The sequence below is a fragment of the Penaeicola halotolerans genome, from assembly GCF_016464625.1.
GTDB classification, from domain to species: domain Bacteria; phylum Bacteroidota; class Bacteroidia; order Cytophagales; family Cyclobacteriaceae; genus Penaeicola; species Penaeicola halotolerans.
Genome location: NZ_JAEAGO010000001.1, coordinates 154,907 through 181,163 on the forward strand (window position 1 = coordinate 154,907; position 26,257 = coordinate 181,163).

Below are 26,257 nucleotides of genomic sequence, written 5' to 3' on the forward strand. Positions count from 1 at the left end.
ATTTGAGTGATAAGAAGAGAGGTTGTTCATATAGATCAACCTCTTTTTTTATACTGCTACTGCTGCTTTGATGTGTGGATGAGGATCATACCCCACTAGCTCAAAATCTTCAAAGGTAAATTCGAAAAGATCTTTAACTGCAGGGTTGAGTTTCATTTGTGGTAGCGGACGAATATCTCGTGATAGTTGAAGTTTAGCCTGCTCGAGGTGATTGGTATAAAGATGTGTATCTCCAAAAGTATGGACAAAATCCCCCACTTTTAGTCCACATACTTGAGCCACCATCATCGTGAGTAGTGCATAAGAAGCGATATTGAAAGGCACGCCCAAAAACACGTCAGCACTGCGCTGATAGAGCTGACAAGATAGCCTTCCATCTGCTACATAAAATTGAAAAAGAGAGTGACATGGTGGGAGTGCCATTTGACCTACTTCGGCTACATTCCAAGCACTGACCATGATCCTACGAGAGTCTGGATTGGTTTTGATCTGGTGAATGATCTGCTTGATCTGATCGATCTCTCCACCTTTGCCATCAGGCCAGTGTCTCCATTGATGGCCATATACGGGACCTAGGTCACCATTTTCATCTGCCCATTCATCCCAGATAGAGACCCCGTTTTCTTTGAGGTATTGGATATTAGAGTCTCCTCTCAAAAACCACAACAATTCATAGATGATAGATTTTAAGTGTACTTTTTTGGTTGTCACTAAAGGAAAACCTTTACTCAAATCAAATCGCATCTGATAGCCAAATACACTTAAAGTACCTGTACCAGTTCGGTCTTCTTTGCGGGTGCCATGATCTAAGATATGCTGTAGTAGCTGATGATATTGTTGCATAATGGTGGCTATTTAAAGTGTTGAAATTATTCAAAAATACTGGAATAGCCAATTGGACTTTAGCGAAATTTACCCCTTGATAGAACATTTTACTTAGTAATGGCTTAAATAACTATGCAGCAGTCATCAGTGATCAAACCCATCTATTTTTATATCAGTGCGGGAGTGGTATTGTTGATCACTTTATTTTTCGCCTTGACTTGGAGGACACCGCTTTTTGATTATGACTTTGAGCGATTCTTTCCCCTAGAAGATGAGGAGTTAGTCTTTTACCAAAAGTACCGAGAGACCTTTGGTAATGACAATGATTACTTGCTTTTGGCCATACATCGAGCGAAGGGAGTTTTTGAGAAAGATTTTTTGGATCAAGTTAAATCAGTTGAAACATCTCTTCAATCCATCACCTCAGTAGAGCAGACTGTTAGTTTGCTCTCGCTCAAAGAGCCTCGAAAGGCACCCATGGGTGTTATTCCTGTAGCAGTTTTGCGTGCAGATAGTGAGGATCTTAGTCGAGATAGTGCGAGGATCATGCAGCAGGAGAGATTGGTAGGCAATCTGATAGATGAGTCCGCCTCATACCTCAATATTTTGATCAAACATGAAGATCGCATCAGCAAAGAAGATGGGGACCAACTCTATGCAGCCATCAAGGAGAAGCTAGCCGAGCAAGAGGTCTCAGATTATGTATTAGCAGGAAAAGCCAAAGCACAAGGTGTATTTGTATCAAAGCTTCAAAGTGAGTTTGCTTTATTTTTAAGCATATCAGCAGTTCTGATCTTGTTGATGTTGGCGGTTACCTACCGAACTTGGTGGGCAGTTTTATTGCCTTTTGTATTACTACTGTTAGCAATTTTTTGGACCATATCATGGATGACGTTGGCAGGCAAAGCACTCGATGTGCTTTCGGTGATGCTTCCTACCATCTTGCTGATCGTTGGGATGTCCGCGATTATCCACTTGATGAACAAGTATCTTTTTGAGTTGCGAGCGGGCAGAGATAAACTTAGTGCCATTAGCAGAATGATCAAAGAAGTGGGATGGGCTACCTTTCTCACTTGCCTGACCACCGCTATAGGTTTTGGTGTTTTATGGTTTTCAGATGTAGCAATCATTAGAGATTTTGGTGTTTTTACAGGCATAGGTGTTTTGCTAAGTTTCGGTATTATCATCATGGTTTTACCACTAATCTTATGGCTGATGCCTATACCACAGTTGAGTACTTCACAACAGACGGACTCGCGCTGGAGGCAGATGATGCAAAGCCTAATGATCATAGTTTTGAGGAAGAAAAAAGCGATTATGTTCATCACCAGCCTTTTGATAGTACTTTCGATTTGGAGTGCATCGCGGATAGATATCGATGGATATATTATAGATGATCTACCCGAGGGTGATGATTTGGTAGAAGATTTCACATTTTTTGATGAGCGATTTGGAGGAAGCAAGCCAGTAGAATTTTATCTAGAAAAAGGCGAAAGTGCTAAAGGACTCTATGACCTTCCGGTACTTAAAGAGATGGCTAAGCTAGAAAAGTATATATTGAGTGAATATGGAGCCGCCCATCTCAATAGCCCACTTCAAGCAATCAAACTAGCCAATAAATATATCAATAGAGAAAATAGCCTTCCTGATTCTCAAGCTGAGATTAATCAGCTACTCGACTTGATCAAAGGCAATCGTGAGATCAGGTCACTCAAACTAACCGCTTCCGGTGATCAGATCGGTCGTATCAGTGGTAGAATGCCAGATATAGGCAGCAAGTTAGGTGGAGAAAAGTATGCTGACTTAAAGCAATTCATCCAAGAGGAAATAAACCCAGATCTACTTCAAGTAAGACTTACTGGAACCTCTCATCTGATCGACATCAGTCACAACCAACTAAGCTTTAGTGTATTTGAAGGTTTAGGATATGCTTTTTTAGTCATAGGAGTATTGATGGGCTTACTTTTCAGATCTGTCAAGTTTGCTTTGATCAGCTTAGTTCCCAATATCATTCCGCTACTACTGACTGCAATGGTCATGGGTATCTTCAATATTGACCTCAAGCTATCTACTTCCATTATTTTCACTATAGCCTTTGGGATAGCAGTGGATGATACGATACACTTTATGGCCAAAGTGAAGCAGGAGAGAGGGAGAAAAAAGTCTATGATATGGGTGCTAAGAAGTGTATTCATTAGTACGGGCAAGTCAATGGTGCTGACTACACTTATGCTTGGACTTGGCTTTGGTGTACTTATTTTTTCACAGTTTGGCGTTACTTTTTACACGGGAGTTTTGGTGACAGGAGCTTTGATTTTTGCTTTGCTGGCAGACCTTTTTGTCTTGCCACTATTACTAATCTCGAGTAAAAGGAAATCATAAGGAGCTTTTTTAGCCACTAATTCTTTTATCTTTATTTCTTTAAAAAATCAACCTCTAAACATGAAGAATATTGTAATGCTCGCTTGCTTAGCGCTACTGATAGTTGCTTGTCAGCCAAGCCCTCAGCAGCCTCCAGTCACTATTTTGGCCAATGCTGAAATTTGGCAAGGTGCGGACCTAGCACCTCAGCAGCTAGATATCGCCATCCAATCAGGCAAGATAATAGCCATTGAAAAGAATTTAGCAGAGACTTATCCAGCAGCTACAATCATCGATCATACAGGTCAGGCGATTTTACCAGGCTTTATAGATAGTCATGCACATATCCATGAGTTTGGTCAGCAAGCACTCAAGGCCAACTTAGTAGGCGCTGAGACAGTCGCAGAAATGGTAGCTAGAATGCAGGCATTTTTCCCCAATCCAACACCAGGAGAGTGGCTCATCGGGCAAGGCTGGGATGAAGGAAAATGGGCGGGAAAGGGCTACCCTGATAGACAATTACTTGATGAAGCATTTCCAGATAATCCTGTCAGGCTTCAGTCATTACATGGTTTTGCAGGTTTTTACAATGCTAAAGCCTTAGAAATAGCAGGCATCAATGCCGATACCAAAGATCCAGAGGTAGGTCGTATCATCAGGAGAGCAGATGGCAGTCCTACAGGAGTGATGGAGACACTTGCACAGCAGATGGTCAATCAGCATATCCCTGTAGAATCACTAGAACAAACCAAAGAAGCCATTCTAGCAGGTCTTCATAAGATGAAAGCTGCTGGAGTCACGATGGTACATGAGGCAGGGATGAACCCTCAAGTAGTACAAGCTTACCTAGAGCTAGACGAAGCGGGATTACTTCCGATAAGAGTTTTTGGTATGCTTGATGGTAATAACCAAACCCTGATGGAAGAATGGTTTGCCAAAGGCCCTCGTGTAGGTAGTGATCGAATGTTTCATGTCAAAGGAATCAAAGTATTTTATGATGGTTCTCTAGGCTCTCGTACGGCCTTACTCTTTGCGCCTTATAGTGATAATCCTCGTGCAGCCAAGATGACGGAGCGGATAGCTATTGCGGACATTCAAAAACTAGCTGTTCAAGCAGCTGAGAAAGGCTTTCAAATGGCGGTGCATACAATAGGTGATGCTGGAAACGATCGCATCTTAATACTCTACGAGCAGGTGCTAGGAGAAGATGCTCCTAATCACAGATGGAGGCTAGAACATGCTCAAATCGTAAGACCTGATTTTTATCAAAAAGCAGCTAAAGGTCAATATTACGTCAGTATGCAGAGTAGCCACGCAGTAGGAGATAGTCCTTGGGCAGAGGACAGACTTGGAGCGGAACGCATCCAGCACGCTTATGCTTGGCGCAATATGTTAAATGCTAATGTCCCCGTTATTTTAAACAGTGATTTGCCAGGAGAACCATGGACGCCTATAGAGACGCTATATTTTGGGGTGACTAGGATGCGCCTAGACGAGACACCTACGGGAGGTTGGTATCCTGAGCAAGCTTTTACATTAACAGAGGCACTTGAAGCCATGACTACTGTGCCAGCCAAAGCTAGTTTTATGGAAGATCAAGTAGGCAAGATAGCTGTGGGTTATCAGGCAGATTTGGTGATCTTGGATCAAGCGCCTTGGTCTCTGCCAGCTGTCGAGTTGAAAAACCTTCAAGTCAAAAAAGTTTACCTAGCAGGTAATCCAATAGTCGAAAATCATTAGTAAATTACATCGCAATTGATCAAACCAACGGTAACAATGAAAAAGAATTTAATGAATACCATAGCCCTATTAGCACTTTTGATGGGCATGTCAGCTTGTGGAGGATCTTCTTCTACAGAGGCTGAAAGTACGGTAGATTCTACAGCCATGAGTTCGGAAGAGCCTGAGCAGCGAATCAGCCCTTTGGTCAAAAAAGATGGTAAAATAGGCAATGTCAATGTAGCCATCCAGTATGGTTCACCTGCTGTGAGAGGCAGAGTGATCTGGGGTGAATTGGAGCCTTATGATGAAGTATGGAGAACAGGTGCCAATGAGGCAACAAATGTGAAGTTCGACCAAGATGTGATGATCGAAGGTCAAGCTTTGAGAGCGGGTCATTATTCACTATTTACCATCCCAAGAGCAGAAGGTGCTTGGACAGTGATCTTCAACTCTGAGTGGGACCTAGAGCATGGTGCCTATCAGTACAATGCTGAAAATGACGTCTTGAGAGTAGAGGTGATGCCTGAGTTTGTAGATGAAGTAGAAGAAAATCTCTCTTTTACCATTACAGAGACAGGTTTAGAACTCAGATGGGACAAACTCAAACTTCCGATCTCAATCAAATAAGAGACATTCTCTAGAAATTTAAAACCCGCTTCTGGCGGGTTTTTTTATGAGGTAAGGTGAATAGATTTTTATTTCCTTATCTAATCTATAGACAAAACAATAGTGGTAAGTATGTCAATTTATGTCACTTAAACATTTACAAATGTCACTTATTATGCTAAAAAATTAGGAATAATAATTTCAATTGAGAATATTGAAATAAAAATGCCCCGAAGATAGTCGAGGCGCTAAATGCTTTTCGCAACGGAAAATAATCCTTATTGTGAAATGCTTTCAAAATTGTAATTCAAATATAGTGATATTTTTAAATATCGTGCAAATGAAAAAGATTTTAGGATTGGATTTAGGGACAAATAGTATTGGTTGGGCACTGGTTGAGGCAACTGAGGACAATATACCAGTTAAAATTGTAGCCATGGGATCAAGGATTGTACCTTTAAATTCAGAGGAAAGAGATGAGTTTATTAAAGGTAATAGTATATCTAAAAATCAAAAAAGGACATTAGCAAGGACTCAAAGAAAAGGATACGATAGAAGACAGATTCGAAAGCATAAGTTGAGAAGGATTTTATCCAATTTAAATATAGAGCCAACAGAAGACCTAATGAAGCTTCCTAAGTCTGAACTGTGGCAGCTTAGAAGTGATGCTACTAATCCCAATAAAGAAATTACTCCAAAACAGCTAGGTAGAATTCTATACCATATCAATCAAAAGAGGGGATATAAATCTGCTAGAAGTGAATCTAATATGGATAAAAAGAATACTGATTATGTTGAGGAGGTTAAAAGTAGACATGTTTTATTGAGGGAGAATAATAAAACATTCGGTAATTATGTTTCAGATGAAATTAATGTTGCTTTAAAAACGGATACATATTTTCGAAAAAAGGACAAGGTATTTCCCAGAGAGGCTTATATCGAAGAATTTGAGAAAATTATTAATGTTCAGAAGGAGAAACATAAATTTTTAACAGATGAAGTAATTAGTAAAATCAAAGACGAAGTTATCTTTTATCAAAGACCTCTAAAATCTCAAAAGGGATTAGTTAGTATTTGTGAATTCGAAGGTTTTGAGAGAATTATCAAGAAGAATGGAAAAGATAAAACAGTTACTGTTGGTTCAAGAGTTGCTCCTAAATCATCTCCTTTAAATCAACTATGTAAGATTTGGGAGAGTACAAATAATATTAATTTAAAAGTTAAGAACCCTGATGGATCAAAATATAAATGGTCAGAATTTATCCCTTCATTAGATCAAAAGGAAAGAATTGCAGAATACTTATTTAATAATGAGATTCTAAGTTTTGATAGTTTACTTGATATTTTAGAACTTAAAAAGTCTGACGTTTATGTAAATAAACAAATCCTAAAGGGAATACAGGGAAATATCACCCTTTCAGAGATAAAAAAATATTTAAATGATGATAGTCCTTTGTTGAAATTTGAAGTAAGAGTGATTTCACAAGAAGCACAAGCTTATCTGATTGATAAAAGTACTGGAGAAGTGATCGAGGAGAGAGATGCATTTATTTTGGAGAATTCAATTCAAAATGAGCCTCTATATAGACTTTGGCATACGATATATTCTATAAAAAACCCTGATGAATGTGAAAATGCACTTATTAAAAAATTTAACTTAGAGAGAGATATAGCTGCTAATCTCTCAAGATTGGATTTTAATAAATATGCTTTCGCTAATAAAAGTCATAAAGCGATAAGGAAAATTCTACCTTATCTTATGCAAGGGTTTAATTATGCAGATGCTTGTAGTTTAGCTGGGTATAATCACTCAGATAGTTTGACAAAACAAGAAAATGATGTTCGAAATTTAAAGGAAAAACTTGAGTTGATTCCTAAAAGCGGATTGCGTCAGCCAGTAGTTGAAAAGGTATTAAATCAAATGATTAATTTGGTTAATTCGGCCATTGATGAATATGGAAAGCCTGATTCGATTAGAGTAGAATTAGCTCGTGAATTAAAACAAAGTAAAGATGAAAGAAATGATAGTGATCGACAAAATACAATAAATAAGCGTCTTCATGAGGAGATTTCTAAAAGATTATATGAATTGGGTATACCAGCCACAAAAAAGTATATTCAAAAGTATAAATTTATCTTCCCCATTCGTGAAAAGAAATATTCAGATGCTCAAGTAAATACTCAATGTATTTACTGTGGACAGAATTTCAATATTTCAGAGGCATTATCTGGAGCTAATTTTGACATAGATCACATCGTACCAAAAGCGTTATTATTTGATGACTCTCAGTTGAATAAAGTATTAGTTCATAGTGAGTGTAATAAGAATAAGACGAATAGAACTGCCTACGACTATATAGCTTCAAAGGGTGAGGTTGAATTGAGCAGTTATTTAAATAGAGTGGATGATTGGTACAAGAGGAACATTATCTCTTATGGGAAGATGTTGAGATTAAAAGTATCTCACAAAGAATATCTGGAAAGGAAAAAGGCGAATAAAGAAACTGAAAGTGATAAAAGATTATGGGAGAATTTTATAAACAGGAGTCTTAGAGAAACGGCATACATTTCTCGAAAAGCAAGTGAAATATTGAAACAGATATGCAGAAATGTTTCGACAACTGATGGATCTATAACGGCTAAGTTGCGCGATCTCTGGGGATGGGATGATGTACTAATGAATCTGCAATTACCAAAATATAGAGAGCTTAACCAAGTTGAGTGGAAAGAGTGGACAAGCAATCATGGGAAAAACAAACATAAAAAAGAGGTTATTAAGAATTGGGATAAAAGGGATGATCACAGACATCATGCAATTGATGCTTTGGTTGTTGCTTGTACTCGTCAAGGTTTTATACAACGGATAAATACTTTGAATGCTGATGACACAAAGGATGAGATGAGAAGAATTATTGAAGCTTCAAAACAAGAGCAGGGTGAGAGGTATAATGAAAAGATCTTATTCGAGACAAACACTTTAATTTCAGGAAGACAAAATAAGTTGACTGAGCTTGATCAATATCTAATTAGTCAAAGACCAAATAGTTTTACTACACAATATGTCATGAGAGAGGCTGATAAAATCCTAGTATCTTTTAAAGCTGGTAAAAGAGTAGCTACAATAAGTAGATTCAAGGCACTAGGGGAGAATAAGGGTAAAGGTGTTATAACACCCAGAGGATCATTGCATGAGCAATTTGTTTATGGTAAAATAAAGCAACTTGAAAAGGATAAGCCTATTAAATTTTTAGTTGAGAATAGTGATTCAATAGTTGATGGAGTTGTTAAAGGTCTTGTAAAAGATAGGTTAGTAAGATTTGATAATGATTTTAAAAAAGCATTAAACTCCTTAAAAAAGAACCCAATTTATCTTGATGACAAGAAGACTAAGTTGTTAGAAAAGGCTCATTGCTTCAAAGAGGAGGTTGTACTAAAGTATAGAGTTCAAGATCTAAAGAAGAAAGATGTTGAATTTATAATTGATAGAGTGGTTAAAGAAAGAATTCAAAATCGTTTAGATAAATACAATGGTAATGAGAAAGAAGCCTTTAAAGAAACAGTTTGGTTTAACGAGGATAAGCAAATTCCTATTCTTAGTGTTAGGCTAAGAACAGGTCTAACTGCAATTGAAGCCGTTAAAAAGGATGAAAATGGGAAAGAGATTGGTTTTTCAAAAACTGGAAATAATCATCATATAGCTATATATAAAGATACTGAAGGTAAGTTTATTGAGCATCTATCTACTTTTTGGCATGCTGTAGAAAGAAAAAAATATGGAGTTCCTTATATTATTTCTAGTACACATGAAATATGGAATGAATTACTTAAGAAAGAATTACCCCAAAGCTTCTTATCTAAATTGCCGTTAGATAACCTTAAACTAGTTCATAGTCTACAGCAAAATGAAATGTTTGTCTTAGGTATTAGTAATGAAGAATTTGAGAATGCACTCAGTAATAATGATTACGGCTTCATTAGTAAATATTTATATTTGGTATGGAGTATAGGACAAAATGATTATTGGTTTAGACATCATTTAGAGACGAAAAACTCTGAACTAAAAAAAATAGAGGGAGCTAAGGAAAGTTTGAGATTTTTTAGATTTAAAAGTATAGGATCATTTCTTAACAAGAATCCAATTAAGGTAAGAGTAAATAATATAGGTCAGCTTGTGAAATTATCTGATCAGGTTAATGATCAATCGATAAATGTTCAAGAACCCCAAGCACCCTACACTTTAAAAAGCATCAATAGGCATACTTCTCACATCGCGATGGAAGATGCCCAAAGGGAGTACGCAGCTAATCAAACGCCAGAAAGTAGATTAGAAGAGTTGAAAAGGTTGAATATGATGGGCTTTGGACTATCCAATGAGCCTTCTTTAGATAAGTTGGATAAGCGCATCAATACTAAGCCTAAGAAAGAATGAATATCTTTTTAGCCCCTCATCGGGAGGTATTGGAAGCTTTAAATAGATGTCAGGTCAAATTCATCCTCATTGGAGGTTATGCGGTGAATTATTATGGTTACCACCGAATGACAGGTGACATGGATCTTTGGCTGGCTCCAAACAATGAGAACAAGTTAAACTTAATCAAAGCACTAAGAGCGCTGGGTTTTGAAGAAGCAGGACTTGCAGAGATCAGTTTATGGGATTTTGAGCAAGTACAACTTTTTAGTGTCCTGGAGCGACCCTTTCAAGTAGAGTTCATGACACAGATTACTGGTTTAGTATTTCAATCTGCCTATGAGCAAAGTATAGAGATCACTATAGATGGACTAAGCCTTCGACTGATTCAATACCGAGACCTGATCAAAAACAAAAGGCTGTCAGGTAGAACCAAAGACTTGCTCGACTTAGAGGAACTCGAACAGATACAAAGACTGAAAGAAAAGAAGAAATCATGATCAAGCGAACCCTCTTTTTTGCTACACCAGCCTATCTAAGCACTAAAAATGAGCAACTGGTAGTCAACTATTCTGATGGACAGGCAGAGAAAAGGGTGCCTATAGAGGATATCGGCATGGTGATCATGGAGCATCAGCAAATCACCATCACCAATGCATTACTCGAAAAATTAGTAGCCAACAAAGCTGCAGTCATCTCATGTAATGCACAACACCTCCCAGTCAGCTTGCTTTTGCCACTAGATGGGCATACAGAGCTAAATGAAAGACTTCGCTATCAATTAAATGCAAGCAAGCCACTGATGAAAAATCTTTGGCAGCAAACCATAGAAGCCAAAATACAAAATCAAGCAGCACTCCTAGCAGAGAGAGGATTGCCAAATCAGCGACTGCTACACTTAGCCAATTCAGTCCAATCGGGAGATACTAGGAATAATGAAGCGCAAGCTGCTGCCTACTATTGGCAACATTTATTTGAGGATTTTGACTTTACACGCGGGCAGAAAGGGACACCTCCCAATAATTTACTCAACTATGGCTATGCCATCTTACGAGCGATTGTTGCTAGGGCTTTGATTGCCTCAGGTCTATTACCAGCCATTGGGATCTTCCACCGCAATAAGTACAATGCATACTGTTTGGCTGACGATATCATGGAGCCATACAGGCCTTATGTAGATCTTATAGTGTGCAGTTTGGTTGACTCTCAAGATGATATTTCAGAATTGACCATTGAGATCAAAAAAGAGCTTTTGAGCGTTGCTTCGATAGATGTTGTGATCGAAGGGAAGACCAGTCCGCTATTTGTAGGAGTGAGTCGCACTACTAATGCACTATTTGAATGTTTCGCTGGCATCAGTCGCAAGATGCTCTATCCTCACTATGGATGAAAGCCGATATGCTAGACTTAACCAATACCGATCTATGTGGGTGCTAGTTTTCTTCGACCTGCCGACTGAAACGAAAAAAGATCGGAAGATAGCCTCAGGCTTTCGCAAAAAACTCTTGGATGATGGTTTTGCAATGTTTCAATTTTCCATTTATATGAGATTCTGTGCCAGTAGAGAAAATGCTGATGTACACATGAAGCGAACCAAAAAGAATTTACCGCCAAATGGCAAAGTAGGCATTATGCAGATCACTGATCGGCAATTTGGTATGATGGAAATATTTCTTGGTACAAAAGCGCAAGAGACGGAAAGGCCTAGTCAGCAACTAGAAATTTTTTAAATTGGAATGGATTATTTGAAAATCTCATTCGATTGAAGCTGTTTTAGAGATTAATTTTTTAATCCTAAAACATAGATTAATTCACAGAATATCAGCGATTTAAGCTAAGGTATCCTGTGAATCATCTATGAATGTACAATTTTGAAAGCAATTCACAACCAAAGATAAATACTTTCCGATATTCATGACCTGTGAATCATCTATGAATGTACAATTTTGAAAGCAATTCACAACACGAGTCGATAATATCCTCTGATTCTGCTCCTGTGAATCATCTATGAATGTACAATTTTGAAAGCAATTCACAACTTTGCCGATTTGCAGAATATCACAATTACGCCTGTGAATCATCTATGAATGTACAATTTTGAAAGCAATTCACAACTTTCAACAACTACTTCTTTAATCTTCTCAACCTGTGAATCATCTATGAATGTACAATTTTGAAAGCAATTCACAACGCGCATTTCGGACATATTGATGTTTTGGTCCTGTGAATCATCTATGAATGTACAATTTTGAAAGCAATTCACAACTGCTCATGTGAAGGCCTGCGCTGAAGATCCCCTGTGAATCATCTATGAATGTACAATTTTGAAAGCAATTCACAACAGTCCTACCAGCTGGCCATTGATATACAGGCCTGTGAATCATCTATGAATGTACAATTTTGAAAGCAATTCACAACTGAAACTACAAGACAAAGTAATCAAAGCTCCTGTGAATCATCTATGAATGTACAATTTTGAAAGCAATTCACAACGGTGTGACAGTATTTCGTGCGAGCCAGTCCCTGTGAATCATCTATGAATGTACAATTTTGAAAGCAATTCACAACATGATAACAACCTAATATCAATGCCATTTTCCTGTGAATCATCTATGAATGTACAATTTTGAAAGCAATTCACAACGGTAGCACCTAACTGGATGATGCGCTCACCCCTGTGAATCATCTATGAATGTACAATTTTGAAAGCAATTCACAACTGCTATGAGGGAGGACTCAAAGCTGGTGGTCCTGTGAATCATCTATGAATGTACAATTTTGAAAGCAATTCACAACAAAATAGCTCCGTTAGAAGATTGGATGCCTCCTGTGAATCATCTATGAATGTACAATTTTGAAAGCAATTCACAACAGACGCTTCAAATGCATGGTGCAAGTGCTCCTGTGAATCATCTATGAATGTACAATTTTGAAAGCAATTCACAACCTTCCACTCAAGCTGATACAAGAGACAGACCTGTGAATCATCTATGAATGTACAATTTTGAAAGCAATTCACAACAACTCACCGAAAAGCAACTCAAGCTAGTCCCTGTGAATCATCTATGAATGTACAATTTTGAAAGCAATTCACAACTGATGAGCATGAAGACTTTGATGAGTTTGACCTGTGAATCATCTATGAATGTACAATTTTGAAAGCAATTCACAACTCAAAACTACATCGCTTGCACGAGAATAGGCCTGTGAATCATCTATGAATGTACAATTTTGAAAGCAATTCACAACATATGATCAACTACAGTAGCATCTACTAGCCCTGTGAATCATCTATGAATGTACAATTTTGAAAGCAATTCACAACTTGGAAGATGCGGGTGTTAGTGGATTGATTCCTGTGAATCATCTATGAATGTACAATTTTGAAAGCAATTCACAACAATCTACTACAGATCAGCGAAGCGACTAATCCTGTGAATCATCTATGAATGTACAATTTTGAAAGCAATTCACAACTTGAGTACGAAATCAGCTACCACGAGGAAACCTGTGAATCATCTATGAATGTACAATTTTGAAAGCAATTCACAACCTCCGAAAGAATCTGCTCCAAATTCTGTGTCCTGTGAATCATCTATGAATGTACAATTTTGAAAGCAATTCACAACTAATTTATAAGCCAAATAAGGCTTCCATTTCCTGTGAATCATCTATGAATGTACAATTTTGAAAGCAATTCACAACATAAAAAAACATAATTAAGTGAGCTATGGACCTGTGAATCATCTATGAATGTACAATTTTGAAAGCAATTCACAACCAACCGGGAAGTAAAATGGGAGCAGGCTCGCCTGTGAATCATCTATGAATGTACAATTTTGAAAGCAATTCACAACGCTCCATTAATAAATCCAAAACTTCCTGTTCCTGTGAATCATCTATGAATGTACAATTTTGAAAGCAATTCACAACAGAGAAGCCTCAAGGGTGTAGAGCTAATCCCTGTGAATCATCTATGAATGTACAATTTTGAAAGCAATTCACAACTACAAGCCCTAGCATACTATGAGGGGTACACCTGTGAATCATCTATGAATGTACAATTTTGAAAGCAATTCACAACAAGGTGCTTTTGTCACCAAGTGCGGATGTACCTGTGAATCATCTATGAATGTACAATTTTGAAAGCAATTCACAACTGCTGTAGAAGCCATACCTTTTGAGTAGCACCTGTGAATCATCTATGAATGTACAATTTTGAAAGCAATTCACAACTGATGAGCAGGAAGACTTTGATGAGTTTGACCTGTGAATCATCTATGAATGTACAATTTTGAAAGCAATTCACAACAGTCCAAGCAAGAGTTAGGTAAGCTAGATACCTGTGAATCATCTATGAATGTACAATTTTGAAAGCAATTCACAACAGACAAACGAAGCATATTTAAAAGGCTTGGCCTGTGAATCATCTATGAATGTACAATTTTGAAAGCAATTCACAACAAATATCGGGAGCAAATAAAGCAAGCCTTGCCTGTGAATCATCTATGAATGTACAATTTTGAAAGCAATTCACAACTCTCCCCCTTTCCTTTAGCTAATTAATTTCCCTGTGAATCATCTATGAATGTACAATTTTGAAAGCAATTCACAACAAAAACTGTTACTTGTAAAGGCAACATAAGCCTGTGAATCATCTATGAATGTACAATTTTGAAAGCAATTCACAACAAACATAAGCATATCATCAGTAAACACTTGCCTGTGAATCATCTATGAATGTACAATTTTGAAAGCAATTCACAACAATCTGCGTAGCTCGTTCAAAAATGCCTGTCCTGTGAATCATCTATGAATGTACAATTTTGAAAGCAATTCACAACAGACAAACGAAGCATATTTAAAAGGCTTGGCCTGTGAATCATCTATGAATGTACAATTTTGAAAGCAATTCACAACAGCAGGAATGTTGCTGGCGGTATCGTAAAACCTGTGAATCATCTATGAATGTACAATTTTGAACCTGCCTGTCAACAGACAGGAGCAATACATAATACACCTCTTTTTTCCTAAAACTCTTATTCGTTTGAATGTATAGCTTTATTTAAAATATGTTTTTTATTAATGAAAATCATGAATTTCTTTCAAATAGACCAAAAGGTAGTTCAAGCCTAATCTATCGTAATGTTCACGAATAATTGGCAAAAGCATAATGATGAACCTGCCTGTCAACAGACAGGAGCAATTCAAACTAGATTAAATTTTTCAATTTATCAGGACACGCTGAAAGACCCTCCTTTTTCATTATTAGCTAGGGAGATAATCATTAAATATAAGAATTTATAAGTGTTCAAATTAAGAATAAATATCTACCAATCAGAAGGTAAAAATCTTGTTTTTGAAAGTTCTTTATAAACGCTTTAATAAGCTTTTATAACCATAGCATAGCCGTATTTTAGCCGTATCTTGGCCGTATTAGACCCGTTTGGCTTTGGATTACTATTGGGTAAACTAGGGTTTTAACATACCTGTTGATTGCGGTTACTTAGGGGCAGTTCTTGAGTGAATAGTTTTGAGGAATCTCACCTGAGGGATCTCTTAGAAAAGACTATGGGTTATTTACAGCTCAGTCAAAAAGGCCAACTCCTCGGCTATACCTATTTTATGCCCTTCTATATTAGTGAGAAAGCTGATACCAGATACATTCGTTGTAAAGACTGAGTCTGCTTGAAGCATGTGCTCTGGACCAGTGATGATTTCTTTGACTTCATATCCCTGCTCTCTGAGGAGTAAGGTTACGTTTTTGCGCATGACACCTGCGATACAGCCACAGCTGATAGCTGGAGTATAAATGACGTTTTCTTTTAGCCAAAAAAGATTGGCAGCACCCGCTTCTACTACATGACCAGTACCATTGAGCAGGATGATTTCATCTGCTTTGCGCTGGGTACGCTCGATACCCGCAAGTACATAGCCAGCTGCGCTAATTGTTTTATAGGGAGATAAGGCTGTCGGATTGATATAAACCGCCTTAGCGATCACGGTTTTTGCCTTGACCGAAGGTGCTGGCTGAAAGGCTGTTGCAGAGATCATCCAGTTAGACTGTCGAGATTGGGGCGCATAGAGTCCCCCTTCTTGTCTACAGACATAAAGTTTGACTCTAGCAGTTTCGAGCTTATTGGCTTTGACCACAGAGAGGATCTGCCCCCTCAGTGTTTCTCTTCTAGGCAGTCCTTCTTTGACCAGGTAAAAACGCTCCATCCCAGCCAGAAGACGTTCTAGGTGGTCTTCGAAAAAACGGATTTTACCAGATTGAAATATCATCGTTTCAAATAAGCCATCTGCATACTGAAAGCCTCTATTGGAGAGGGAGAGTGCAGCCGCTTCTTCTGCGATGAGTTGACCATTGATATTGATATATGACATGCTATGTTTTCGGACAATAATTGTAATATAATCGGACACTTTTGAGAATTGAGAAAACCTCACCCTTTGATTTTTTCAATTTATTTCAATCCTTTTCATAGTTTTGAAACGATTATACTACCTTTCGTAAACATATTGAATGTGTGATTTATTTTTAGCATTAATATTGAAAAAGAATTAGGGATGGCAGAAAAAAGTAGTGTTTTTGATATGATTGGTCCAGTCATGATCGGTCCTTCAAGTTCTCATACAGCAGGAGTGGTACGGATCGGTAGAGTAGCCAGAAGATTACTCGGTGGACAACCCGAGGAGGCCGTCATTACCTTTTACAATTCCTTCGCTAGGACATATGAGGGACACGGGAGTGATCGTGCGATTATTTCAGGATTACTGGACTTCAAGACAGATGATAAAAGGATCCGAACGGCTCTAGATGAAGCTAAATCAGCTAATATGAGCTATACTTTTAAGTCCAAAGGCAATGCTTCTACCATGCACCCAAACACAGTGAAGCTTAATATAAAAGCAGGGGAAAAGCAGATAGAAGTCATTGGTGAAAGTAGGGGAGGCGGATTGGTAAATATCGCTGAGGTCAATGGATTTGCCGCCAACTTTACGGCATCAGCACATACTTTGATCATTTTTGCCAAGGATGTCAAAGGAAGTATTGCCTTCATCGCTAATGTCATCTCGCATGATGAGGTCAACATTGGCACCATGTCTGTCTCTCGAAAAGGGAAAAATGACCAAGCTTGCTTAGTGATTGAGATGGATTCAGGCTTACGACCTATATCGTTGGACTATCTGCGAGGATTGTCTTGGGTAAACGAATTGATTTATATACCAGATATTGATTTATAACATGATGTACAAAAACAAAGTATTTTTAGGCCTTGTAGCAGCTTTACTTTTAGGGTTTTCAGCAAAGGCACAAGAACAAACTTATGATAAAGTATGGACATTGGAGGAATGTCTAGACTTTGCCATGAAAAATAACTTGGATGTTCAGCGAGCTGAATATGAAATCAAGAATAATGAGGTGGCTGTGCTTCAAGCCAAAGGACAAGTTCTACCTACCTTGAGTGTAAACAGTTCGTATGGCTTCAGGTTTGGTAGGTCTATCAACCCGATCACCAACCTTTTTGAGGAAAATAGAATCGGCAACTTCAACTTGTCTGGAAATTCAAATGTAACCTTATTTGCTGGCCGTAGGATCGTTAATAACATCAAGCAAAATCAAACTACGCTTGAGGCTAGCATCTATAACTTAGAAGCTACCGAAAACAATGTAATGCTTAGTGTAGTAAGAGCATTTTTGGATGTGATCTTGGCTGAAGAGCAGTTAAAAATAGCCAAGAAGCAACTAGAAACCACTTCTGAGCAATTAGTCAGAACAAAGTATTTAGTTGAGGCGGGTTCTTTGCCGATGAGCGAGCTTTTTGACTTACAGTCGCAGTTGGCTACTAATGAGGTAGATGTGATCAATGCAGAAAATGCCTTTGGCCTCAATAAGCTAGCACTGATGCAAACTATGCAGATGCCAGCTGATCAAAGCTTTGAATTGTATATTCCTGAACTAGAAATAGAGGAGTTTGCCTTACCTGAAAATAGTGTGAGGGCAGTTTACAATGTGGCTAATGAGACACTTCCTCAAATTAAAAATGCGGATCTATCTATTGTGAGTTCTGAATTGGCACTTAAATCAGCCAGGGGAGGCTATTCTCCTACTTTAGGTTTTGGAGCTAGTATGTTTACCAATTATGCAGATAGAGCACTTGCTAATTTTGAAGAGCAATTGAGAAATAATCAATCAACTGCCCTCAACATGCAATTGAGCATTCCAATTTTTAATGGATTGCAAACAAGAGGGAATGTACAGCGTGCTAAAGTGAATGTAGAAATCGCTAAACTGAACGCACAAGATACCAGAAACGTTCTGAGACAGGAAATCGAAACAGTCTTTGGCAATGCCCTAGCAGCTGCGCAGACTTACCAAGCTTCTCTAAAGAGAGTGGCTTCTACAGAAGAATCTTTCAGAATGGCCAAGGAGCGCTATGACATAGGAGATATCAATTTTGTGGATTATCAAGTGGCGCAGAACAACCTTTTCAATGCGCAAGTAGAGCTTAGTAGATCAAAATACCAGTATATATTCAGAGTGAAAATACTTGACTTTTATTTAGGAAACCCAATTACCCTTTAATTCAATGGCACGTAAAAAATCAAACAAACTACTTTTCATCGTAGTCGGAATAGCAATCTTTTTAATCATTTTTGTTATCATAGGAAAGTCAGCTGGCTGGATAGGTCAGCCTGCGGAGCTAGAAGTAGAGCTCGCTAAAGCCAAGAAAGCTACCATCACTGAAAAAATCAGTGCTTCTGGAGCAGTACAACCAGAAGTGGAAGTCAAACTTAGCCCAGATGTAGCAGGTGAGATCATAGAACTCAATGTAGCAGAAGGGGACTCTGTTCCCGCTGGTAAGCTACTCGTAAAAATCAGACCTGACAACTTCATCTCTGCACTAGATAGAGCCAAAGCCAATTACAACCAGCAATTGGCTTCATTAGCACAATCCAAAGCTAATCTTCAAAGAGCAGAAGCACTTTATACAAGGACTGAGCTCTCTTTCAAAAGAAATGAAAAGCTTTATAAAGATAAAGTCATCTCTGATGCTGACTTTGAGCAAGCGAGAGCTGATTTTCAATCTGCGAAAAACGACCTCGAAGCAGCTAAGCAACAAGTAAATGCTGCTGAATTCGTAGTGAAGAGTTCAAAAGCCTCTGTAGATGAAGCACAGGAAAACCTCAGATTGACTAATGTTTATGCACCAGTCAGTGGTATCGTCTCTAAACTTCTTGTAGAAAAAGGCGAAAGAGTAGTGGGTACGCAACAAATGGCGGGTACTGAAATGCTTCGAATAGCAAACCTTCAAAAAATGGAAGTGCGTGTCAATGTCAATGAAAATGACATCGTACGAATCAGTGTAGGAGATACTGCGATCATAGATGTGGATTCGTACACTTATACAGGACAGAAGTTCAAAGGGGTGGTGACGCAAGTCTCTAACTCTGCCCTAGACAAAGCCAGCCAAGATGCTGTGACTGAATTTGAGGTAAGAGTGAGTATTCTCAATGATTCTTATGCTTCCTTAGTGACTGAAAAGAACAAATATCCATTTAGACCAGGGATGACAGCTAGTGTGGATATCATCACTAATAAGAAGGTTGATATCCTCTCTGTACCACTCTCAGCGGTAACTACGCGCACTAAAAATGAAGTAGAAGGTATGGCTTCAGACTCTACTGCTACAGCTCCTGCACAAGGTCAAACTGTCAGACAATCGGAGGATAGTATGCAAGAGGTGATCTTCATCAATGATGGTGGTAAAGCTAAGATCGTCAAAGTAAAAACTGGAATTAGTGACTTTGAAAATATCGAGATCTTAGAAGGAGTTACGGAAGGCCAAGAAGTAATCTCAGGACCATTCTTCGTAGTCTCTAAGCGTATCAAAAATGGTGATTTGATCAAGGCTATGCCAAAAGGAATGCCTGTCGCAGGTGCTCCAGCCGTTAATTAATACTTTTAAAGAACATAAGATTATGAAAAACTTTCATCCATTCTTTATCATCGGTACTGTAGGTATGATTATCAATGCTGCATTGCATATCTTCATGACATTAGGGCTGTCTATCGACTCAAATACTATCTTTTTGGGTATTTATCCTACTTTTCTATTATTCATTGTCTTGGGTGTAGCCCTGACTTTGAAGAAACAAAAGGAAAGTGGCGGAACAGAAGTGAAACTATAAATATTAAGCATACAAAAAAGCTGCTTGATTTCAAATCAAGCAGCTTTTTTGTATTTAAGCTAATCTAAAAATCAGATAAATGTTGGTAAACAAGGTGCACTGGGAGCCCCATAACAGTATAGAATGAACCTTCTAGTTTGGTGATAGCGATATAACCCAGCCAGTCCTGAATCCCATAAGCACCAGCCTTATCAAGTGGTGGCTGATGACTGAGGTAATAGTCTATTTCGTCCTCTGTCAGTGTTTTAAAAGTCACCCAAGCGGTATCTTCAAATACTACTTGCTTTTCTATGCTTTGGAGGCAAACAGCTGTGGTCACAGCATGCTTTTGTCCAGATAGAAGCTGCAACATTTCTTTAGCTTCTTGGAGATCTTTAGGCTTACCAAGTAAGGTGTCCCCTAAGATCACCACAGTATCCGAAGTCAGTACCAACTCATTTTGCGTCAAGTTCTTCAGGTAAGCACTAGCCTTTTTTTGAGCTAAGTAGTTAGCTACCTCATTTGCATGAAGCGTTTCTGGATAAGTTTCATCCACTTGTTTTACCCGACTCTCATAAGCAATCCCTAATCCACTGAGCAGCTCTTTGCGCCTAGGAGATTGAGAGGCTAAGATGATTTTATAAGGGGTCAAATTGTGCATCAACTAGTGCGAGTTTACTTCCAAATTCCTTTTCATCTATAGAAGAGTATACTAGTCCGCATACTACTTTAGGATAGAAATAGGTGCTTTTTTGCGGCATGGTATAACCTGTGCCACACACTGCTTTTACCTCATCCATATTGATCTCTCTAGTCACTGCAGCAAACTGAGCCTCTCCTTTATTGATTTTGAGGAGACAATTGCTAAAACTACGTTCGTAGCTGATTTTATCAGTGAATCGCTGTTTTTCTCGTTTGATTCCTAGTACTTTTTCTATCAAAAAATAGTGCAATACTGTGAGATCTAGATCTTTGATCGCTTGAGGGAAATTCCAGTCGATTAAGGCATGTGCTTCTGGCTTGAGGCGGATCTTATATACTGCGTCTTTAAATACTAGCCCAAATGCCCACTTTTTATTGAGGATCATTTCAGGGATTTCTTCAAAATCTATATTTGACTTGATTGTAAAATAAGGCTCAAGACCAGTGATGACTTGCTCCTCTGTAAGTCCTTCAAAGTTTTTAAACAATCGGTGAGTAGGGAGTATTCTCAAGTCTTCCCCTTCTGTATTGGTTAGATACATCAAATGAAAGTTATAAGCCTCTTTTCCAGTATGGTGGGGATTTTTAGCTTTACACTCTCTGCGATAAACCAGAGAACCCTCATATCGATGATGACCATCTGCTAGGATGATTTTTTTATCTCGAATGACTTGAATGAATTTTTTGATGACTTCTGCATCTTGAATGATACCCATGACTTCCCTCACTCCTTGGAAGTCCTCCAATTCATAAATAGGTGCAGCTATCGCTTCATCCATATACTGCTCTAGCTGATGCTCAGTATCCGTGTAGAGTCCGTGAGTGGCGCTTGCATGCAGTTTTGTTTTAGCCAAGAGTTCGATACGGTCATTGACTGCATCAGCGATCGTATTTTCATGTCTTAGAATGATGTTTTCAGACCAGTCATAGGCTTTGATATTACACATGAAGCCTTTGCGACAGTACTCCTTAGAGTGTCCAGGAATAGAAAAATATTGATAATATACATAGATGGCAGGTAGCTCATCTTGGACGATGACCCGATCTTTTTTCCACTTTTCAAGTGTTTTTACTGCTATCTTATTAGGTTCTTCACCTCTTGGAACAGATAAATGGATGCTATTGATGGGGTTTTGATAGAGCATCTCACGTTGCTTCGCAGAGACGACATCAAAAGGGGGAGAAGTAAGGCTTTCTATTTGATTGTCATACTGCGGATGATAGCGCCATCCTCTAAAAGGTCTAATCTCAGCCATTGATGCTTATTTTCTATTACGCTTCCATTTGCTTTGCATGACAGCACCTTCAGAGGCAGCGGCAGTAGCCAGTGATTTTTTGCTGTCCTTGATGATCATAGTAGCTAAAACGGCTCCTATCACTTCTTCATCTGAGCTTAGTTTTTGCTGTAGCACTTCAGGCTTGAAGTATCTTTCTACGAATTTGGTGTCAAAATTTCCAGAAGTAAAAGCTTCATGACGCATCACATACTGGCAGAAGCCCAGTGTAGTCTGTATCCCTTTGATCTGATACTCGTCTATAGCCCTGATCATACGGTCTATAGCTCTTGAGCGATCCGTATCATAAGTGATCAGTTTAGCTATCATAGGATCATAGTAAATAGGGATTTGCATGCCTTGCTCGAATCCATCATCTACTCGGATGCCAGGACCTTGTGGACGCTTGTAGATTTCTAGTTTTCCGATATCAGGAAGGAAATTGTTCTGAGGATCTTCCGCATAGACACGTACTTCCATAGCATGTCCTTGTATTTTCAGATCTTCTTGTTTAAAAGAAAGCGGTAATCCTTTGGCGATATTGATTTGCTCTTTGACCAAGTCTACACCTGTGATCATCTCTGTCACAGGATGCTCCACTTGAAGTCTAGTATTCATCTCTAAGAAATAAAAGTTGAGTTGATTATCTACGATAAATTCTACCGTACCAGCGCCATGGTAGTTACAAGCTTTAGCCACTCCTACGGCAGCTTTTCCCATAGCTTCTCTTACCTCAGGAGTGAGTATGGCCGAAGGAGCTTCTTCGATGACCTTTTGATGCCTTCGCTGTATAGAGCACTCACGCTCAAATAGGTGTACAATGTTACCATGCTGATCTCCCAGTACTTGTATTTCTATATGTCTAGGGGAAGTGATAAATTTCTCAATAAAAACAGCACCATCTCCAAATGAAGACTTCGCTTCACTGACAGCACGTTGCATTTGCTCTTCAAAATCAGCTTCAGCCTCTACGATACGCATGCCTTTGCCACCGCCTCCAGCACTGGCTTTGATGAGGATCGGGTATCCTATTTCTCTTGCAGTCTGCTTCGCAGCATCTATATCATCGATGGCATCAGGAGTGCCTGGTACCATAGGGATATCATATTTTGCTACGGCATGTTTAGCCGCAAGCTTACTTCCCATCACTTCTATCGCTTCGGGTGATGGCCCTATGAAGATCAGTCCATGATCACTTACTTTCTTTGCAAATGCTGCATTTTCAGATAAAAAGCCGTAGCCAGGGTGTATGGCATCTACTCCGAGATCTTTGCATACTTGGATGATTTTGTCAGCGAGTAGGTAGCTTTCTGAGGAGGGAGGAGGACCTAGACAAACAGCCTCGTCAGCAAACCTTACATGCAGCGCATTTCGGTCTGCTTCACTGTAAACTGCTACAGTCTTGATACCCATTTCTTTGGCACTTCGCATGACGCGGAGTGCTATTTCACCTCTATTGGCAACTAGTATTTTATTGATCTTATGCATGCTCAGAATGTCAATTTGGACGCTTTTTAAGCTGCACAATGCTAATCAATAAAATTAAATTATCGAAATATTATGTGCTTTTAATTAACCCTTCGTTTTTGCTTCATACGCTTTAAATCGTTACATTTGAGGGATTTTTTTATCAACGGTTCAAGAGTTTAACTAAAACTAATACAACATTGGATTTATTCGAAAAACTGATGCAAAATAGGGGGCCACTTGGAAAGCACTCAGATCTTTCTGAGGGGTATTTCATGTTCCCAAAGTTAGAGGGTGAAATCGGCCCGCGCATGAAATTTCAAGGTAAAGATGTGCTAAACTGGAGTTTGAATAACTATATCGGTCTAGCTAATCACCCTGAAGTGAGAAAAGCAGATGCTGATGCTTCAGCACATTATGGTATGGCTCATCCGATGGGTGCTCGTATGATGTCTGGTAACTCTAACAACCATGAGCTACTAGAAAGTCAACTAGCTGAATTTGTTCATAAGGAAAAAGGACTGCTTCTAAACTATGGCTATCAAGGTGTAGTATCGATCATCGATGCGCTAGTAGATCGTCATGATGTGATCGTATACGATGCTGAGTCACATGCATGTATCATCGATGGAGTGAGACTCCATATGGGTAAGCGTTTTGTTTTCCCACACAATGATATCGCCAACCTAGAGAAACAACTAGAGCGTGCTACTAAGATCGTCAATGAGACTGGTGGAGGTATCCTAGTGATCACAGAAGGTGTATTTGGAATGTCTGGCAACATGGGTAAGCTTGTAGATATCGTAGCGCTCAAGAAAAAATTCCAATTCAGACTTTTTGTAGACGATGCACATGGTTTTGGTACGATGGGGCCAACGGGTGCAGGTGCTGGTGAAGCTCAAGGTGTACAAGATGACATCGATGTGTACTTCTCTACATTTGCTAAGTCTATGGCAAGTATCGGTGCTTTTGTAGCAGGTGATAAGAATGTGATCAACTATTTGAAATACAATATGAGATCTCAAATCTTCGCTAAATCACTTCCTATGCCGATCACGGTTGGAGCTTTGAAGCGTTTAGAGTTGTTGAAAACAAAGCCAGAATTGAGAGAAAACCTTTGGAAGATTGTCAATGCGCTCCAAGGTGGATTGAGAGAAAAAGGCTTCAATATCGGTACTACAAATACTCCTGTGACACCTGTCGTGCTCAATGGTACAGTAGGTGAGGCAGCAGCTTTGAGTAGAGACTTGAGAGAGAATTTCAACATCTTCTGCTCTGTAGTTATCTACCCAGTTGTACCGAAAGGAACCATCATTTTGAGATTGATTCCAACAGCTTCTCATACATTAGAAGATGTGAAGGAAACTATCGCAGCTTTCGAAGCGATCAAAGATAAATTGGCTAGTGGACATTATAGAAATGAAGAGTTAGCGGCAGCTTTCAAAGAATAATTTTTTTCTAAAAAGTTGCTCGAACTGTTGTTCTTTAAACATTTTACCTATATTAGATTAAAATTAGTTAATTATACATCAACCTTTAAATGACTTTTGTTATGAAAAACAGATTTAGCGAACTTAAGGATTTGGTAATGTCCTTAGAAGATGATTTCTCAAAATTCTACGAGAAAGGCAATCAAGCTGCCGGAACTAGAGTGAGAAAAGGAATGCAAGATATGAAAAACCTTGCTCAGGATATTAGAATTCAGGTTCAGGACATTAAGAACAAAGCTTAATCCAAAATCTGAAAGTATAAAAAAAGGTGATCACTCGATCACCTTTTTTATTTTATACCTATCTCAAATCTTTCTTTAAGGTAGCTTAGGGGCTGTTTTAGCGATAGCATCCTGTAGTTCAGCGGAGGCTGGAAGTAGCGGAAGTCTAACGAAATTTTCCATAATACCCATTTGCTGTAGTAGCGCTTTGACACCTACTGGATTACTCTCTGCGTACATGAGTGGATTGATATCCAAGAGCTGGAAGGTGGCTTCACTACTTGTTTTAAAGTCTCCTTTTAGTGCACTGTGTATGATCAAATGGAATGTCTTAGGATAAGCATTAGCCAATACCGAGATCACCCCTGTGGCACCTATCGCAGCCATGCTGGTAGTTAGCATATCATCTCCTGAGATCAAAAGGAAATCTGATGGCTTTTGTCTCGCTATAGCCATGCACTGTTCCAGATTACCCGAAGCTTCTTTCATACCTATGATGTTAGGGTGTTTGGCCAAGGCTAGCGTTGTACCAGCAGTCATATTAGAGGAAGTACGTCCTGGCACATTGTAGAGGATGACAGGCACTGGACACTGATCGGCTATGAGCTGATAGTGGTTGATGATAGCAGCTTGAGAGGGTTTATTATAGTATGGGCTGACTGAAAGTATTGCTGTGACACCTTTGAAGTCCGTCTCAGCGATTTCCGCCAGCACTGCTTTAGTATTGTTACCGCCTAATCCATACACGATTGGTAGTTTTCCTTTATTTTCAGAAAGTACAAAACTCAAAACCTCTCTCTTTTCAACCTTAGTCAAAGTAGCAGACTCACCCGTGGTGCCTTGTACGACAAGGTAGTCTACGCCTCCAGTATCACTGACGTGATGGATTAACTTTCTTAATGCATCAAAATCAATGCTTTCATCTGATTTGAAAGGAGTGACTAAAGCTACTCCTGTACCATGTAATGTTTTCATATTGATAAGGTGTCGAGTTCCAAAAGGTAA

19 protein-coding genes and 1 CRISPR repeat array are annotated in these 26,257 nt (G+C 38.8%); of the genes, 13 read left to right on the forward strand and 6 right to left on the reverse strand.

All coding sequences use genetic code 11. The annotated features are described in order from the left end of the window. Positions 1-48 precede the first annotated feature (48 nt). Positions 49-843, reverse strand: coding sequence for a thymidylate synthase (locus tag I5349_RS00675; protein ID WP_226388792.1), 795 nt, complete (start codon positions 841-843; stop codon positions 49-51). Positions 844-957: 114 nt separating this feature from the next. On the opposite strand from I5349_RS00675, the gene I5349_RS00680 reads away from it, so the two are divergent. The 7 genes from I5349_RS00680 to cas2 all read left to right on the forward strand — a co-directional run bounded on the left by I5349_RS00680 (position 958) and on the right by cas2 (position 11,652). Continuing rightward, positions 958-3,207 (forward strand): efflux RND transporter permease subunit, encoded by a 2,250-nt coding sequence (locus tag I5349_RS00680; protein ID WP_226388793.1) that lies wholly within the window; start codon positions 958-960, stop codon positions 3,205-3,207. Between the two features lie 60 nt (positions 3,208-3,267). After that, complete coding sequence (locus tag I5349_RS00685; RefSeq protein WP_226388794.1) at positions 3,268-4,926, forward strand: amidohydrolase; 1,659 nt, start codon at positions 3,268-3,270, stop codon at positions 4,924-4,926. A 36-nt stretch (positions 4,927-4,962) separates the two neighbouring features. Continuing rightward, positions 4,963-5,535 (forward strand): DUF2911 domain-containing protein, encoded by a 573-nt coding sequence (locus tag I5349_RS00690; protein WP_226388795.1) that lies wholly within the window; start codon positions 4,963-4,965, stop codon positions 5,533-5,535. Positions 5,536-5,854: 319 nt separating this feature from the next. After that, positions 5,855-9,943, forward strand: coding sequence for a type II CRISPR RNA-guided endonuclease Cas9 (cas9, locus tag I5349_RS00695; RefSeq protein WP_226388796.1), 4,089 nt, complete (start codon positions 5,855-5,857; stop codon positions 9,941-9,943). After that, the gene (locus I5349_RS00700) at positions 9,940-10,422 is read left to right on the forward strand and encodes a nucleotidyltransferase (protein WP_226388797.1); all 483 of its coding nucleotides are present in this window, start codon (positions 9,940-9,942) and stop codon (positions 10,420-10,422) included. Before cas9 ends, I5349_RS00700 begins: the two co-directional genes overlap by 4 nt. Beyond that, complete coding sequence (gene cas1 / locus I5349_RS00705) at positions 10,419-11,312, forward strand: type II CRISPR-associated endonuclease Cas1 (RefSeq protein ID WP_226388798.1); 894 nt, start codon at positions 10,419-10,421, stop codon at positions 11,310-11,312. The genes I5349_RS00700 and cas1 overlap by 4 nt, the downstream gene beginning before the upstream one ends. Then, the gene (cas2, locus tag I5349_RS00710) at positions 11,305-11,652 is read left to right on the forward strand and encodes a CRISPR-associated endonuclease Cas2 (protein ID WP_226388799.1); all 348 of its coding nucleotides are present in this window, start codon (positions 11,305-11,307) and stop codon (positions 11,650-11,652) included. The genes cas1 and cas2 overlap by 8 nt, the downstream gene beginning before the upstream one ends. Before the next feature lie 113 nt (positions 11,653-11,765). Next, positions 11,766-14,918: a CRISPR direct-repeat array (repeat unit 46 nt; unit sequence CCTGTGAATCATCTATGAATGTACAATTTTGAAAGCAATTCACAAC). Between the two features lie 584 nt (positions 14,919-15,502). Here cas2 and I5349_RS00715 read toward each other — a convergent pair. Continuing rightward, complete coding sequence (locus I5349_RS00715; protein WP_226388800.1) at positions 15,503-16,309, reverse strand: aminotransferase class IV; 807 nt, start codon at positions 16,307-16,309, stop codon at positions 15,503-15,505. Between the two features lie 183 nt (positions 16,310-16,492). On the opposite strand from I5349_RS00715, the gene sdaAB reads away from it, so the two are divergent. From sdaAB to I5349_RS00735, 4 genes are read left to right on the forward strand one after another with little or no spacing between them, the layout of a single operon-like run. After that, a complete protein-coding gene (sdaAB, locus tag I5349_RS00720) occupies positions 16,493-17,170 on the forward strand; it encodes an L-serine ammonia-lyase, iron-sulfur-dependent subunit beta (RefSeq protein ID WP_226388801.1) in 678 nt (225 codons plus the stop codon). A 1-nt stretch (position 17,171) separates the two neighbouring features. Further along, the gene (locus I5349_RS00725) at positions 17,172-18,512 is read left to right on the forward strand and encodes a TolC family protein (protein WP_226388802.1); all 1,341 of its coding nucleotides are present in this window, start codon (positions 17,172-17,174) and stop codon (positions 18,510-18,512) included. A 4-nt stretch (positions 18,513-18,516) separates the two neighbouring features. Beyond that, positions 18,517-19,887: an efflux RND transporter periplasmic adaptor subunit gene (locus I5349_RS00730; protein ID WP_226388803.1), complete on the forward strand. Its 1,371-nt coding sequence runs from the start codon at positions 18,517-18,519 to the stop codon at positions 19,885-19,887. Between the two features lie 22 nt (positions 19,888-19,909). Further along, positions 19,910-20,119, forward strand: coding sequence for a hypothetical protein (locus tag I5349_RS00735; RefSeq protein ID WP_226388804.1), 210 nt, complete (start codon positions 19,910-19,912; stop codon positions 20,117-20,119). 64 nt (positions 20,120-20,183) lie between these two features. Here the strand turns inward: I5349_RS00735 and I5349_RS00740 are convergent, their stop codons facing one another. From I5349_RS00740 to accC, 3 genes are read right to left on the reverse strand one after another with little or no spacing between them, the layout of a single operon-like run. Further along, positions 20,184-20,759, reverse strand: coding sequence for a Maf family nucleotide pyrophosphatase (locus I5349_RS00740; protein WP_226388805.1), 576 nt, complete (start codon positions 20,757-20,759; stop codon positions 20,184-20,186). Then, positions 20,737-22,056: a DUF1015 domain-containing protein gene (locus I5349_RS00745; protein WP_226388806.1), complete on the reverse strand. Its 1,320-nt coding sequence runs from the start codon at positions 22,054-22,056 to the stop codon at positions 20,737-20,739. Before I5349_RS00745 ends, I5349_RS00740 begins: the two co-directional genes overlap by 23 nt. Positions 22,057-22,062: 6 nt before the next feature. After that, positions 22,063-23,562, reverse strand: coding sequence for an acetyl-CoA carboxylase biotin carboxylase subunit (accC, locus tag I5349_RS00750; RefSeq protein WP_226388807.1), 1,500 nt, complete (start codon positions 23,560-23,562; stop codon positions 22,063-22,065). Between the two features lie 179 nt (positions 23,563-23,741). Here accC and I5349_RS00755 point away from each other — a divergent pair, with 179 nt between their 5' ends. Beyond that, positions 23,742-24,992 carry an aminotransferase class I/II-fold pyridoxal phosphate-dependent enzyme gene (locus I5349_RS00755; protein ID WP_226388808.1) on the forward strand — a complete coding sequence of 417 codons (1,251 nt, stop codon included), beginning with the start codon at positions 23,742-23,744 and terminating at the stop codon, positions 24,990-24,992. A 101-nt stretch (positions 24,993-25,093) separates the two neighbouring features. Next, a complete protein-coding gene (locus I5349_RS00760; RefSeq protein WP_226388809.1) occupies positions 25,094-25,273 on the forward strand; it encodes a BF3379 family histone-like protein in 180 nt (59 codons plus the stop codon). 75 nt (positions 25,274-25,348) lie between these two features. On the opposite strand, the gene dapA is transcribed toward I5349_RS00760, so the two are convergent. Next, positions 25,349-26,227 (reverse strand): 4-hydroxy-tetrahydrodipicolinate synthase, encoded by an 879-nt coding sequence (dapA, locus tag I5349_RS00765; RefSeq protein WP_226388810.1) that lies wholly within the window; start codon positions 26,225-26,227, stop codon positions 25,349-25,351. Positions 26,228-26,257: the final 30 nt, after the last annotated feature.